The organism is Bartonella sp. TT121SHDZB (genome assembly GCF_042193415.1).
Classification (GTDB): Bacteria; Pseudomonadota; Alphaproteobacteria; order Rhizobiales; family Rhizobiaceae; genus Bartonella.
Genome location: NZ_JBHILR010000017.1, coordinates 1 through 14,369 on the forward strand (window position 1 = coordinate 1; position 14,369 = coordinate 14,369).

Here is a 14,369-nt window from a genome sequence, read left to right on the forward strand (position 1 = left end):
GCCGCCCATTTATCCATATAGACACGGCGCTGTTCTAAATAGTCAGTCCGACGATAGGCACGCTCTACTTGTCCTCCTACTGTATGACTTAGAATAGTTTCAGCAACCTCATAGGGAGCATCGGTTGTTTCAGCAAGCCAATTGCGTAAACTAGAGCGAAATCCATGGGGGCAGGATTCAAGTCCAATTTTTTTCATATATTTTGACATAACCATAGGTGAAATAGGAGCCCGACTAGAAAAAGAAAAGATGAAATTACTTTTAGAGATACAACGGGCTTGTTCTATCACTTTCATTGCCTCTGATGATAAGGGGACGCGAAATTCTGTTGTCGCATCGCGCTTTCCTTTCATATTTTCAGCAGGAATGGTCCAGATATCCCCATCAACTTGATCTTTATGAATATGACGTAAAGGGTTAGAGCGAACCCCTGTAAGGATAAGCAAACGCAAAGCCAGTTGTGTGGGGTTTGTTGTTTGGCAAAGTATTTTATAAAAAGCGGGAACATCTTTCCAATCCATTGCTGGTAAATTTTTGACTTTATGGCGTTGTTTTCCTAAGAGAGCTTGTGCTTTTGTTACTGCTTGTAAATCAACATCTAATCCCAAAGCAGCCGCATGTTTGAGACAAAGATTGAGACGAATAAGAGCTCTACGAGCTGTTCCAGCTTTTGTATGCCAAATAGGAGCAAGAACATTGCGTATCTCTGTTTGCGTAATCTCTGAAACGGGTAAACAGCCTAATTTGGGCAGAATATGAAGGCGTAATGGTAAAAACCAATTCCCATCTTTTCCATCCCCTTTTAACTCAGATTTTCGACTTTCAAAAGTATCTAAAGCAATATCTTTTAAGTAATGGAGATTGCTTATTGCCTCACGCTTTTGTTTATCGCGTTCTTTAATGGGGTCACGACCCTCATGTAAAACAGCACGCCATTGATTTGCTAATTCACGGGCTTTTTTTAAAGAAACATTTTGCAACGCACCCAAGCCCATTTCACGGCGCCGACCATGAATGGTATAGCGATAAATCCATTGAGCACCTCCATCTTTACGCTTATGAAGTAACAAGCCGGCACCATCATTATATTTGCCAGCTCCCAATGTTGCGACAGCCCTTGCATTAAGACGGTTCATAAGAGCCATTTTTAGTCCTTTCTTATACAGTTTTTATCCATACACTCATCCCACTTGTTATGTGCAAATGAGTGGTTTTGATTGATTCAACATAAACAGATTTGAAATGAGAGAATCCTACGTTATTCGGGACTCTCATTCAACATACAAAACAGTAAATTATCATTATAAATCAATATCTTGAACAAGTGATGCATATCCTCAACAGTCAATCCAAGGGTGGGATTATGGCAGAGCGGGGCGCATTTGAAGATGAGAGAGAAGCCGTAAAGAGTTGGAGCAGGGTAGATAGTATTACGGTTTTAAAAAATGGTGCTTTGGCTGGTGGTAAGATACAACCCAAACCCGTAGCCCAATTTCCAGCAGGCTTTTTCCAACTGTTTAATGAAGCCAAGGAAGCGATTAATCAAGTTACGGGATTATCGCCAGAATTTATCGGGACGAGAGAAGTTTCACAAGCAGGGATTTTAGAGGCACAACGGCGTCAATCTAGTCTTAACCTGCTTGCTTGTCTGTTTGATGGCTTGCGTTTGTATCGCAAGCGGCAAGGTAAGATTATTTTGCACTTGATACAGAATTATTTGTCTGATGGTCGCTTGGTACGGATATCGGGTGAGGAGAACGCGCAATATATTCCCTTAACACGTGAAGCGGTGATGAGTGTAGATTATGACATTGTGGTGGATGATGCTCCAACCAGCCCGAATGAGAAAGAGCGCACCTTCGGTATCATCACACAACTGCTTCCATTGCTTCAAAATGCGATTACGCCGGATATTATGCTTGATCTACTTCGTTATTCTCCATTGCCTGCGTCATTACTCAATCGTGTCAGTGAGAAGTTCCAACAGCAACAAATGGCACAACAACAGCAGATGGACCCCGAGCAGGAAATGAAGTTGCAGGAAAAGCAGCAAGATATTGCGGCTAAAAGTCAGATGCAACAGATGGATTTACAAGGCAAGCAGATTGAATTGGTTATGCGTCAAAAGAGAGCAGAATTGGAAGCGGAATTGATGCAACAGAAGCATGAGCTTGAACGGGAGCGTATTCTTAATGAACGAGCGCAAAATCAAATCATGCGTGAAAGAGCGGCAACATACAGAGGAAGAAGCATTTGAGAGAGGTTAGAGAATGAATGCAGAAATGAACGAAGCTATGAATGAAGATTATAAGGTTGCAGCACCGTTTTTTGATGATGATAATCATTTTGATGTTGATCATGAAGTTGAGACAGTTGAAAGTAACGATGCCACCCCTACAGAGCTGGTTGCAGAGCCCGTTGAAAAGCCTTCAGAAATCGTTCCTATAGATCGGCAACGTGCAGAACAACAAGCCAACCAAGCTCGTGAAGCACTTGTCAAGTATTATGAACCCCAATCCCAGACGCCAATGGTTGAAGGTGAAAATGCACCCCCAGACCCTGCACAAGACATTATTGGCTATATGAGTTGGATGGGCAAAAAGCTACAAGAGCAAGATGCGTATATTCGAGCACAACAGGATGTTCAAAGGCAAGTTATTGAATCCCATGAATTTAATGGACATTTGAACCAGTTTTTAGAAAGTTCTGTTACATCAATTAAAGATAAATACAGTGATTTTGATGCTGCAGCGGATTTTCTTTATGAGACGCGTGCGAAGCAATTAAGTGCTTGGTCTTCTGTTTATCCGGATTATGCACAAAGGAGCACGATAGATGCGATTATAGGGGATGAATTGCGTACGATTGTGTCCACTTGCGCCCAAAAAGGGGTCAATCCGGCAGAAGAGCTTTATAGGATAGCGCAAAATCTTGGTTATCAGAACCAAGGGGTTCAAGGGAGTAATCAAGTAGCAGCGCTTCAAAGTCGGCAGAATTCTGCGAGAACCTTAACAGCATCTGGAGGAGGAGGCAGCACGGGACCAATCACGTTAAAAACCATTAGTGATATGTCCGATAAAGAGTTTCAAGTGTGGTATAGCAATCCAAAGAACCAAACGCTTATACGCAAATTGAGTGGTGCGGATGATGAAGATTAGGTGAAAGACTCTTAGAGAATAAGCCGCTTTTGGTGCGGGTTTTCCTCCGGCTTTAAAGCCGGTTTTTTTACAGCAAAGAAAGGTAAAATCAATGGCAACAACCAATATAGGGATTAATGATCCCCATACGTTAAAAACATGGGCGAGAATGCTTGATGCTGAAGTGTCCAAAGCAACTCCGATTTCTCCTCTGATGGGTAAGGGTTCCAACAGCATTATTCAGGTGAAAACGGAAACACAGAAAGGCAAAGGTGATTGTGTCACGTTTAGTCTGCGTGCGCAATTATCAGGACGGGGTGTAAGTGAAGGCGAAACTCTTGAAGGGAACGAAGAAGCCCTCCAATTCCTTCATGATAAACTGTATATCAATGAACTCTATCATGGAACAAGAATCCCTAATGAAGGCACAATTGATAGCCAGCGTACACTGTTTAATTTGCGCGAAGAAGCCAAAAACAGTTTATCGGATTGGTATGCGGACCGTTTGAGTTTAATGTTTTTCATTCACGCTTGCGGTTATACAGCCAACAGACTCCATTTTGAGGGCGATCTGATTGATCTTGATCCACTTTTTTGGGGCTTTAATGCGCCGTTAGCTCCAAGTAGTAAGCGCATTGTACGCCCAGAAGCAAAAACCAAGGATGAAGAGCTTACAGAAAAAGCCAAACACAGCTTTAATCTTAAATTGATAGATGAGGCGGTTCAGAGTGCTAAGCTTGCCAATCCTAAAATTAGACCGGTTCGTGTGAATGGGGAGAGTGTCTATGTGTTGTATTTGCACCCCATTCAAGTAACGCAATTGCGCACCAATACAGAAGCTGGTCAATGGCTTGATATACAGAAGGCAGCTTATACCGGTTCGCGTTCCAAAAACCCAATCTTTGATGGTTCTCTAGGCATGTACAACGGTGTGATTTTACGGGAATCAGAGCATGTCACCAATGGTGTTAAATCCACGGATAGTACACGTGTAGCAGGGGTTCGTCGTGCTGTTTTGCTTGGTGCACAAAGTGTCGTTATGGCATTCGGTAAAAGTTATGGTGATACCCGTTATAAAATCGAAGAAGAAACCTTCGACTACAAACGAGAATACGGTTTTGGAGTGCACACGATTATAGGCATGAAGAAAACGCGTTTCCAAATGCCCGGCAGAGCGCAAGGAGCCCAAGATTTTGGAACGATAGTTATCCCCACCTACAGCGGTGAAGTTGAGTGATGAGGAAAGGAAATAGGATATGGTAGATGGCGTAACAGGACACTTACACGGCAGAGATCTTCATACACATCATGTCAGTTTTTTGCGTTTGAATATCTCGCATAAAGATAAGCATTTGACGCGCAAAATCGGGACTTTACCGCGTGGTGCGATGATCCTTTCGATTAAAGCGTTTGTAAAGACAGCTTTTTCGGAAGCAAAATTAAAGATAGGCAGCACCTACGGTGGTAATGAATTTAGCGAAAAGGATATCAAAGCCCAAGGGACGCAAGATTTTACATCAAACAACCAAAAAGAGTTTATACCAGAAGATCAAGAACTTACCCTTTATGCCACACGGGATAAAACAACCGCGGCTGGTGAGTGTGTTGTGGTGGTGCAATTTGTAACCAATCGTTGAGAGATGTAGGGGAAGACTTATTTCCCTCACGATTTATGGAATAGACTGTACAGAGAGTTGCAAATTAAGGGCAGATAAGACAGCGACTAAGGTAGAAAGTTTAGGGTCACCTGTTTTGCTTAAAGAGCGGTATAATCCACTGCGTTCGCGATTGGTTTCTTTTGCTAAGGCACGCATATTTTGTGCTCTAGCAACAATACCAAGGGCATCCGCTATGTGAGCAGCATCACCTGTTTTGAAGGCTTCGTTGAGAAACATTTGTTGTTCCTCAGCGGTTTCAAGGTATTCTTCTGGTTTAAATGGGGTTATTTTCATCACTGTACTCCTCTTTTAACTTTAACGCTTGTTCAATATCTTTTTTCTGCGTTGATTTATCTCCACCGCATAACAAAAGGATAAAATCAGAACCTTTTTGGGTAAAGTAAATTCTGTAACCAGCCCCATAGTGGATACGTAATTCACCTATGCCATTAAAGAATTTAACATCACCTAAAAGACCTTGTTTTAAGCGTACAACACGTTGAAGAATAATAGTCTTAACACTTTTGTCTTTGAGTTTCTTAAGCCAAGTATCAAATTCTATGGTTTTATGAATGAAAGCCATTTGTGTACTGTAATACACATAGTGTGTAATGTCAAGTTAGTTTCAATTTTTGTATTTCACTAAAGGGTATTCTGATGACGCGTCATTTTATTCGGGTAAGGACAGGTGGACCAGTACCGACTAGTCAAAATGTTTATCGTCATAGGAGAACGCTTTCGCACCTGGTGTCTGTTATCCAAGATGAGATTGATGACATCACTGATGAGTATGTAGCACAAATCCAAGAAAGTATTTTTGCCGCTATTCGTTTTTGTGAACGGGAGACCTTTTACTTTAACGAAAGCCGTGATGTGGTGTTTGAGACACGGGCGGGACAAGGTGTTTATGATGCAAGCACTACCCGCCCTATTGAAACAGCTGTTAAAATCAAAAACGTTTATCTAAGCTCTGATCAACATCATAAGTTTGCCTTGGAGTGTAAGGACCATGTTTCTTTAGAGCCTTTGTTATCATCAGAGCAGCAAGGAACGCCGGTTTGTTACAGTTATTTTGATAGGAAATTACATCTTTATCCCACGCCGGATAAAGTCTATCAGATTCAACTCATTCTCTCTCCATTGCGTTTATCAGAGATAGATAGTGTCGATGAGGAGCACCCATGGTTTGTGCACGCGTTTGATTTGATTAAGGCGCGTGCAAAATACGAACTTTACAAGAATATCTTGAAAGACCCCGATTGTGCAACGGCAGCTTACAATGACTTTAACGAGCAATTGCATGAATTGCGTGCAGAGACGTCCAAACGTCATAACGTCACTCGAATAATTCCGACGGATTTCTAAAATGGTTTATTTTCCAATCGCTGATTACAGACCAGATGTTGCGATCGTCAACGGTAGCTTTACGGATACACTTGTGAATGTTTTACCGGCAGATGGCAGTTATATACCCATGCCTAGTGCAATGGTTGTGTCTCATCCTTTAGAAGAAAAGCCCTTGGGTTCAATCGCCTTTAGAAGTGGCAATGGTGTTAAGATAATCGTAGGAGGCAAGCAAAAGCTTTACAGTTATGATAGTCAAACCAAGGGTTGGAAAGACATCAGCCAAAGTGGTGTGACGTATCATGCAAATGAAGAGAATAAATGGTCGTTCGCTTTGTTTGGTCAAAGAATTATTGCAGTGAATAAAAATGATAAACCGCAAGTCTTTAATACCCATAGCTCTGAGCGGTTTGAAGATTTAGGAGGCAATCCCCCGAAAGCAGGATTGGTGAAGGTTTGGGGTGATTTTGTTTGTTTGATGCAATTGACAGATCATCCCAATCGCATCCATTGGTCGGGTTTGAATGATGCAACTCATTGGACGGTAGGTGATAAAGATTGTTATTATCATAATTTTAATGATGGAGAATATGTTCAAGGGGCAACGGAATCGAGCAATCCCCTCGTTTTTTTGCGTTCTGCTATTTATGCTGGTTGTTTTACGCTAGGCTCTAAAGTCCCCTTTATTTTTCAAAAGCTTCAAGACAAGCGTGGATCCCGCAGTGCAGCCTCTATAGCGTGTCGTGGGAGTGATGCTTTTTTTGCTGGTGATGGTGGCTTTTATCAGATCAGTGCTGATGGTCAACTTTTGCCGATAGGCTTTGAGAAGGTTGATAGAACGGTTTTTAAAACCTTTGATAAGTTTGCTCTTGATGAGATGCAAGGGGTTATAGACCCCGTTGATAACCGGATTTACTGGTCCTTAAAAAGAGGCAATAACGAGCAAACGACCTTTGTCTATGATTGGGGCTTGCAGAAATGGTCGACGCTACAGGGAAAACCTTTCATGTTGTTTCCAGTATTTACGACAGGTTATACTTTAGAACAGTTAGATGAGATTTCGATCAATCTTGAGGCATTGCCCGCTTCTTTAGACAGCCCCCGTTGGCAAAGTGGCGCTCCAATGCTTGGTGCTTTTGATGATGCAAATAGACTTGTTATGTTTACGGGAGCACCGATGGAGGCAACGGTTGTTTCGCAAGAAATGGGAGCACCAGATGGAAGTTTTAACTTTATCACGAAAATGTTTGCAGAGGTGGATACGACGCAAGGACTTTTAAGCATAGGGGAACGTCGGCTTCGTAATGATCAGACGCCGATCACATGGCACAAGGAGAGGGTGTGTTCTTATCTTACAGGTGCTTATCATGGTCGTTCGCGCAATCGTTATCACCGCTTTAAATTGCGTATTCCTGAAGGCGTTCATTGGAACCATATCACAGGGTTTAATGTGGATTTACGTCCTTTAGGCAGAGGATAATGGCAAAAGTTTTTTTGACCACGTCTTGGGATATGGAGCGTATAGCGCCTTATCTGGAAGACATCATTGCGTCGTTTCGCGAGTATGTGGAACGTTTTAAACATGAAATCACGTTGCAAGAGCTCCTTGAAGCGATTTGCAGTGGCAAGAAACAGTTATGGCTTGTTTTGGATGATGACGAGCGCTTTTTAGCGGCAGTCACGACCCAGATACAGCAGACAGTTTTAGGAAAGAAGCGCGCTCTGATTTGTGAATGTAGTGGCAAGGGCGTTCTTGATCAAGTTGATAATTTGACATTTGTAGAGGATTGGGCGCGTGAGAATGGGGCTTCTGAAATGGAGATTTTGGGTCGTTTGGGATGGAAACGTGCACTGAACAAACAAGGTTATGGCATAACGATGCTTTATTATAGGAAGGAATTGTGACATGGGGAGCAAGACACCAACAACGACAGAACAAAAGCAGGTACAAACAAGCGCCCCTCCTGCATGGATGCAGAATGTCTTTAAGCGTGGGGGTGCAGATGCGTATAACATGTATGATACAGGGATGGGTGGTAATGTTTATGGTGGTCCTCGTGTAGCGCCGTTAAGTGATCAAACGCGCTATGGAATTGGTGGTCTTGGAAGTATTCCTCATCATTATCAAAATCGCTCTTTGATGAATACAATCTATAATCCAACGTCGGCAGCTATGAATCTTCGACATATGGCCTCTGGTGGTATGATGGGAGAAAATTCGTATTTCAAACAAGCACTTCAAGAAGCATTAGATGATTCAGACACTCAAATTAACCGATATTTCTCAGGGATTGGTCGTTATGCAACTCCTGATCATAGAGAGGAAATGCGGAAAGGAAGAGATTCTATATACGCTCGTGCTATGTTAGAGCAATATAATCGTGATGCGGACCGCATGATGCAAGCCAATGCCATGATAGACCAAGCCAATCAAAATCAATTGGGCGCCTCAAATAACTTCTTACAGGGTTATGGCAATGCCTATTCCAATGCCATACAGGGGGGAGGTGTGCTTGATAATTACAATCAGAGAGTTGTTGATGCCAATCGTGAACGTTGGCTGGAACAAGACAATAGCGGCTGGAATAGGTTGAATATGCTTATGAACGCCGGTCATGGCTTTGCAAGAAATTACGGCACGACGACGAATAATCATACAATCTCTAAGATAGAGGGCAATAATCCGTGGAAAAATGTAGGGGCTATAGGTTCTCTGGCACTTCAAGCAGCACCGATGGCTTTTGGTTACATGGCAGGTGGTCCAATGGGAGCAGCGTTAGCAGGAGGAGCATCCAAGTTTTTTTAGATTACATGAATAAGAAACAGAAACAATAGCTGTATAATCATTAAACGATAATTTTAAAAGGAGAGCGTGATGGTAGCGCCATTGATAGCGGCATATGCACCATATTTACCAGCATTAGGATATCAAGTATCGAGATACTGGCCGCATATAACGAGATTTGGTGGGCAAGCTGCAGCACAGGCAAATAACTTATTTAGAACCATATCTTCAGGAACGCAAAGATTAGGGCAATTAATGTACAGTCCTCCAGTTTCGCAATCTTTGATACAACAGGGTCCTTTGTTAGCTCCTTTTTTGGGCGCAGGTGTTGAATCTTTTATGATGAATTCACCAAAACCACCATCCCCACCACCATCACAAGAATCGCCTATTCCTACCCTACCACCATCTCCATCACAAGAATTGCCTATTCCTTCTCCGTATCCTGCCCCAGAAACATTCACTAATAAGAAATCCCCAGAAGATCTTAACCCTAAAGTTAATGTCCCCCAAGCACAGCCATTAGCGCCTGCTTCTCAAACACCTCTTCGTGAACCGACAGATGTAGAGAAATTTTTACAGTCCAATACTTATAAGTTTTTTCAATCAGATGTGTATCAGAAGCTCAAAGATCTTTTTGCAGGTATGGCGGCAGCACCCACAGATGGTTCTGGATGGGATGCGCTTGCAAGTGGTGTGAAGCATCTTAATGAAGGAGATAAACAAAGAGGGCAGGTTAATCAAACTGTCGAGTATCTAAAGTCCAAAGGCTACAGTGATGAAGAAGCTGCTGTCATGGCACGGAATCCTCAAATGCTTAGCGCATTGCTAACAGGTGGTGATACTCCTAAGTTAAGTCAGGGGTTTCAATGGTATACCAATCCAGAGACTGGTGAACGCGAAATGAGACCGGTAAAGGGGTCTCCACAAGAACTTGAGTATAATCAAAAACTACAAGCCCAGAAAGAGTGGGAGGGTAAAAAGCAAAAAAATATTATTGCCACAAAACATCAGATGAACGCTGGGATAGATGCTATTCGTGATTCGATTGCACTCATTCGCAAACATAAGATTAACGGGTTTAAGGCGTGGGCTACGCGTGGAATTGGAGGAACTCCTGCGAATGAATTAGAAAATTTATTTGATACGATTAAGGGTGGTGCTTTAAAGGCGGTATTTGAGAGCTTAAAATCGATGGATCCTAGAGGAAGTCTTAGTGTTGGTCCTATATCAGATTACGAAAGTCGGACGATGGTCGCAACCTTTGGTTCTTTAGATTCTGCGCGTAATACAAAAGGGCTACTGAAAACTTTAGAAAATCTTGAAATAACATTTAATGCTTTAAATAAGCTTCAGAAAACTGATTTGAATGATTGGATAACGGGGAAGATAACCCCTCAAGAAATCTCTGATAAATATAATACTCAGAAAAAAGGCGTTATGGAGTTTGTGAAGGTATCCAGTCCCAAAGAGAGCGCTAAATTTGAGATAGGAACAAAAATTCAAGATGCAGATGGTAATATTAGAATAAAGAGATACTAAAATGCTTAATCATAAGAATGATAACGTTGGAAAACGTCAGGTTTGGAATGATGATCAGTATCCTATTATTGGACATATAACAGATTATAATAAACGCTCTTCAAATAGTCAGATTTGGAATGATGATCAATATCCTATTATTGGACACATATCAGACTATAACAACCATTCTTATGAGGAAGAAGCAGAACATCCCGAAATAAGTGAAAGTGAAGCCTTTTGGAATTCTTTAAAGCATGGTTTGAGTTTTAATTTAGATGATGAGATTGCGGGGATTACAGCGGCAGGACGTGATTCTGATGATGAGTTGGCAATAAGTGCTTTTTTGAAGGGGCTTTACAACTATTGGACTGGAGATAAGAAAACCATAGAAAAATATGAGAAAGAAGCCAATAGACTACGTGATTATTATCGTAGGATGAGTGATCAACATTATTGGACTTCTTTTGCTGGAAATGCTTTAGGGTCGGCAATCCCTTCACTTGCGACTTTAGGGGGAGGACTGTTAGCCTCAGGAGCACGCTTTGTAGCGCCTACACTTGCGAGGAATGTGGCGGGGTCAAAATTAGGTCAAGCCTTTTTGAAAGCAGGTCAGTTACTCCCAAGTCGATTTGCAAGTCCATTTTTAGGCATCACGAACAAAACAACATTGCCGCATTTGCTTAAAGTAGGGGCGGCATCTGGTGCATTACATGGAGCGGGAGAAGGTGAAGGATTTGGTAATACACTTACAAGTACGTTATCTGGTGCAGGTTTAGGAGCGGGTGGGGCATTGGCTGGAAGTGCTTTAGCTCATTTAGCTGGTTATCCTGTAAGCGGAATACGAAGACTTTTTTCTCCTTCTCATACGAAAGAAGGTGTTTCAAAAGATACGTTAAGAGCAATCAGTAAACATTTAGGCAATGAAGCTTCTGAAGATCTAGGAAAATCTTTTAAGAATGCGGTCTCTACCGATTATGTAGCTGATCATAGTCCTTTTTTACAGGATCTTGTTTTTGATATCGCGAAAAGAAATCAAGGAGCTTATCTTGATTTGACTAAAAGAGCTGGGCAGAGAGCGCTGGGAGGAGGGGAGCGTATTCATCAAGCCGCTGATGAACACTTTGTTCCTCGTCAAAATGTCACAGGTTTAAAAGATGATCTTATCGCGAGTAGAGAAGCAGAATCACATACTCTTTACGAAATAGCCAAGAAAACGCCGATAGGAGAAAAATATTATGGTGCTCTTAATGAATTAATGAAGCGTCCATACTTCAAACAGGCTTATAAAGGAGGGCTACAGGAATTCACGAGTGGTGGCAAAGAAGTCAGTTCGTTTTCTTCTGGAAAATTTAATCTCCTTAAAGAAAAACCCAACATGGGAGTTCTCCATGAAACGAAGGTGAAACTTGGTCTTATGAGAGATGAAGCCGAGAAGATAGAAGATAATAGTAAAGTTCATACCTTAGTTGGCATTCAGAAAAAGTTATTAGAGCTTATGGATGATATATCGCCTAAATATAAGAAGGCACGATCATTGTATCACCAATATAGTTCACGTTTAGATGCCATGAATGAAGGTTCCAAAATCCTTAGCAAGTCGGTTAATAAGGATGAGTTCAGTAAAATCTTTGATGAATTACCAAAGGCACAACAAGAATACTTTAAAAAGGGCTCAAGGGCAGAACTTTTACAAGGCATGGGTCAAACAAAAGACGAAGTGTCCACGGCAAAGGAGATTTTTGGTACGAATGATCTGTATAAACGATTTGCAAAGATTTATGGAGCCGATAAAGCTTCTGCGGTCAAGAAGGTTGTCGAAAAAGAAGCCGATTATGCAGATTTTTATAATAGAATACCAGGTCGTGTAGCGGATGAAAAGATATCTTTTAGGCATAACGTCAATATGCCAACGGGTAAACATGATGCAGCTGTACAATTAGCAAAAGCTGCTGGGAAGGCAGCTTGGATTCCTTTCAAAGAGGCGGCGTTTAGAGAGCGTCAACGGATTGAAAAGGATGTTGTCAAATTGTTAACAGGGGGGGCACAGATTAAGAATGATCAAATTGTAGCTCTCATTCAACGCATGGTAAACGCGCATCATAAGGGATATGCGACAAAAGAATGGTTCAAAAAGCTTTCTGCTGCTTTGTTTGGAGGTGGGGGAAAAGCTTCAACGGAGGAGTTGAATTTATTGAGTGCATTTGAGTAAGGGGGGAGATTAGGCTATGACCCGTTCTAGTCCTTCTGTTAATCAAGCGATCCGTCAAGCAGCAGTGCGTTATGGTTTGCCAGAGAGTTATTTGTACCGTGTTGCGCAAGTGGAAAGTGGAGGCAATCCCAATGCAAGGAATCCACGTTCTTCGGCTGGTGGGTTGTATCAATTTATAGACAGCACCGCCAAACAATATGGTTTGCAGGATAGGTTTGACCCCATGCAAGCAGCTGATGCCATGGGGCGCTTGACGCTTGATAATCGCAATCATTTAAGCCGCCTTTTGGGAAGAGCGCCTAGTGAAGCGGAATTGTATTTAGCCCATCAACAAGGCAACGTATTGATTTATAATGATAATCTAGCGTTATTCATATTGAATGAGAGTCCCGAATAACGTAAGATTCTCTCATTTCAAATCTCTCTATGTTGAATCAATCAAAATCACTTGCTTGCACACCACAAGCGGGGCTGGCGTGTGGGTAAAAACTATAGAAGAAAGGAGTAAAAATGGTTCTTATGAATCGGCTTAATGCAAGATCTGTCGCAACATTGGGGGCTGGCAAATATAATGATGGTGCTGGCTTGCTTCTTCACAAACGTAAAGATGGAGGTGCTCAATGGCTTTATCGTTATACCATTCATGGGCGCCGTCGTGAAATGGGATTGGGTGCCTTAAGACATGTCTCTTTAAAACAAGCCCGTGAATTAGCAAATCAATGGCGTTCTGTTTTACGTGAAGGGCGTGACCCTATTCAAGAACGCAATAAACAAAAGCGTGAGGCAATAAGCAATCTCCATTACTTAAAAGACATTGCTTTAGAGGCTTTTGAAAGCCGGAAAGCTGAATTAAAGAATGATGGGAAAGATGGGCGTTGGTTTGCTCCTTTACAACTTCATATTCTCCCTAAATTGGGCTGTCTGCCGGTTTCAGAGATTACACAAACAGAGATACGCAATACACTTGCTCCCATTTGGCATACAAAAGCTGATACAGCTCGTAAATCACTGAATCGTCTCAATATTTGTCTCAAACATGCGGCTGCCTTGGGATTAGATGTCGATTTACAAGCAACAACAAAAGCACGCGCTCTCTTAGGTAAACAACGCCATAAAAAACAAAACTTTCCAGCCATGGATTGGAGAGAGGTTCCGGCTTTTTATAAAACACTTTGTGAAGCAGCAACCCTAACACAATTGGCTTTGCGTTTGCTTATCCTTACAGGAGTTCGTACACGTCCTTTACGTTATATTCATAAAGATCAAGTTGATGGGGATATATGGACAATTCCTGCTGAGAATATGAAAGGTCGACGTGATGCTACAACAGAATTTCGTGTACCCTTATCATCAGAGGCATTAGAAATCTTAAAACAAGCGCGTCTGCTTTCTCGCTATGATTTCTTTTTTTCTGCTAGAGGTCGGGGGGCTCTTGCTGATAGTTGTATGTCACAATATATGAGAGACAATAAACTTGAAGCTTGCCCCCATGGATTTCGTTCTAGTTTACGTGATTGGCTCGCTGAGACAACCGATGCTCCCTATGAAGTCGCTGAAACTATCCTAGGGCATGTGGTAGGCGGTAAAGTAGAGCGTGCTTATCGTCGTACAGACTATCTAGAACAGCGCCGTGTTTATATGGATAAATGGGCGGCTTATGTCACGGGTCAATCTTAAGATATGGGGTGCATAACCCCATGATCTGTGGATAA

13 protein-coding genes and 2 pseudogenes are annotated in these 14,369 nt (G+C 42.0%); 12 read left to right on the forward strand and 3 right to left on the reverse strand.

The features are described from left to right. On the reverse strand, positions 1-1,145 hold a 1,145-nt coding region (locus ACFIKI_RS07940), incomplete at its 3' end, for a tyrosine-type recombinase/integrase (RefSeq protein ID WP_375666670.1). Positions 1,146-1,306: 161 nt separating this feature from the next. Here ACFIKI_RS07940 and ACFIKI_RS07945 point away from each other — a divergent pair. The 4 genes and pseudogenes from ACFIKI_RS07945 to ACFIKI_RS07960 all read left to right on the forward strand — a co-directional run. Further along, positions 1,307-2,257 (forward strand): annotated as a pseudogene (locus ACFIKI_RS07945) (phage portal protein); the annotation flags it as partial. A gap of 13 nt (positions 2,258-2,270) precedes the next feature. Beyond that, a complete protein-coding gene (locus tag ACFIKI_RS07950) occupies positions 2,271-3,158 on the forward strand; it encodes a hypothetical protein (RefSeq protein WP_375666671.1) in 888 nt (295 codons plus the stop codon). Between the two features lie 91 nt (positions 3,159-3,249). Beyond that, positions 3,250-4,374, forward strand: a complete 1,125-nt coding sequence (locus ACFIKI_RS07955) for a N4-gp56 family major capsid protein (protein WP_375666673.1) — start codon at positions 3,250-3,252, stop codon at positions 4,372-4,374. Positions 4,375-4,393: 19 nt separating this feature from the next. Next, positions 4,394-4,774, forward strand: coding sequence for a hypothetical protein (locus ACFIKI_RS07960; protein WP_375666674.1), 381 nt, complete (start codon positions 4,394-4,396; stop codon positions 4,772-4,774). A gap of 33 nt (positions 4,775-4,807) precedes the next feature. Here the strand turns inward: ACFIKI_RS07960 and ACFIKI_RS07965 are convergent, their stop codons facing one another. Further along, positions 4,808-5,089, reverse strand: a complete 282-nt coding sequence (locus ACFIKI_RS07965; protein WP_375666676.1) for an addiction module antidote protein — start codon at positions 5,087-5,089, stop codon at positions 4,808-4,810. Beyond that, on the reverse strand, positions 5,070-5,378 hold the full coding sequence (locus ACFIKI_RS07970) for a type II toxin-antitoxin system RelE/ParE family toxin (protein WP_375666677.1): 309 nt from the start codon (positions 5,376-5,378) through the stop codon (positions 5,070-5,072). Before ACFIKI_RS07970 ends, ACFIKI_RS07965 begins: the two co-directional genes overlap by 20 nt. A gap of 74 nt (positions 5,379-5,452) precedes the next feature. Between ACFIKI_RS07970 and ACFIKI_RS07975 the strand changes: the two genes are divergently transcribed. From ACFIKI_RS07975 to ACFIKI_RS08010, 8 genes and pseudogenes are all read left to right on the forward strand, one after another. Further along, positions 5,453-6,160, forward strand: a complete 708-nt coding sequence (locus tag ACFIKI_RS07975) for a hypothetical protein (protein ID WP_375666679.1) — start codon at positions 5,453-5,455, stop codon at positions 6,158-6,160. 1 nt (position 6,161) lies between these two features. After that, entirely contained in the window at positions 6,162-7,619 is a 1,458-nt protein-coding gene (locus ACFIKI_RS07980; protein ID WP_375666680.1) for a hypothetical protein, read from the forward strand. After that, positions 7,619-8,044, forward strand: a complete 426-nt coding sequence (locus ACFIKI_RS07985; RefSeq protein ID WP_375666681.1) for a hypothetical protein — start codon at positions 7,619-7,621, stop codon at positions 8,042-8,044. Before ACFIKI_RS07980 ends, ACFIKI_RS07985 begins: the two co-directional genes overlap by 1 nt. A 1-nt stretch (position 8,045) precedes the next feature. After that, positions 8,046-8,945 (forward strand): hypothetical protein, encoded by a 900-nt coding sequence (locus tag ACFIKI_RS07990; RefSeq protein WP_375666683.1) that lies wholly within the window; start codon positions 8,046-8,048, stop codon positions 8,943-8,945. Between the two features lie 69 nt (positions 8,946-9,014). Continuing rightward, entirely contained in the window at positions 9,015-10,466 is a 1,452-nt protein-coding gene (locus ACFIKI_RS07995) for a hypothetical protein (protein WP_375666684.1), read from the forward strand. A 1-nt stretch (position 10,467) separates the two neighbouring features. Beyond that, a complete protein-coding gene (locus ACFIKI_RS08000; protein WP_375666686.1) occupies positions 10,468-12,657 on the forward strand; it encodes a hypothetical protein in 2,190 nt (729 codons plus the stop codon). Between the two features lie 16 nt (positions 12,658-12,673). Further along, a pseudogene (locus ACFIKI_RS08005) lies at positions 12,674-12,994 on the forward strand (transglycosylase SLT domain-containing protein); the annotation flags it as partial. A 173-nt stretch (positions 12,995-13,167) separates the two neighbouring features. Next, positions 13,168-14,334, forward strand: a complete 1,167-nt coding sequence (locus tag ACFIKI_RS08010; RefSeq protein WP_375666688.1) for a tyrosine-type recombinase/integrase — start codon at positions 13,168-13,170, stop codon at positions 14,332-14,334. Positions 14,335-14,369 lie beyond the last annotated feature (35 nt).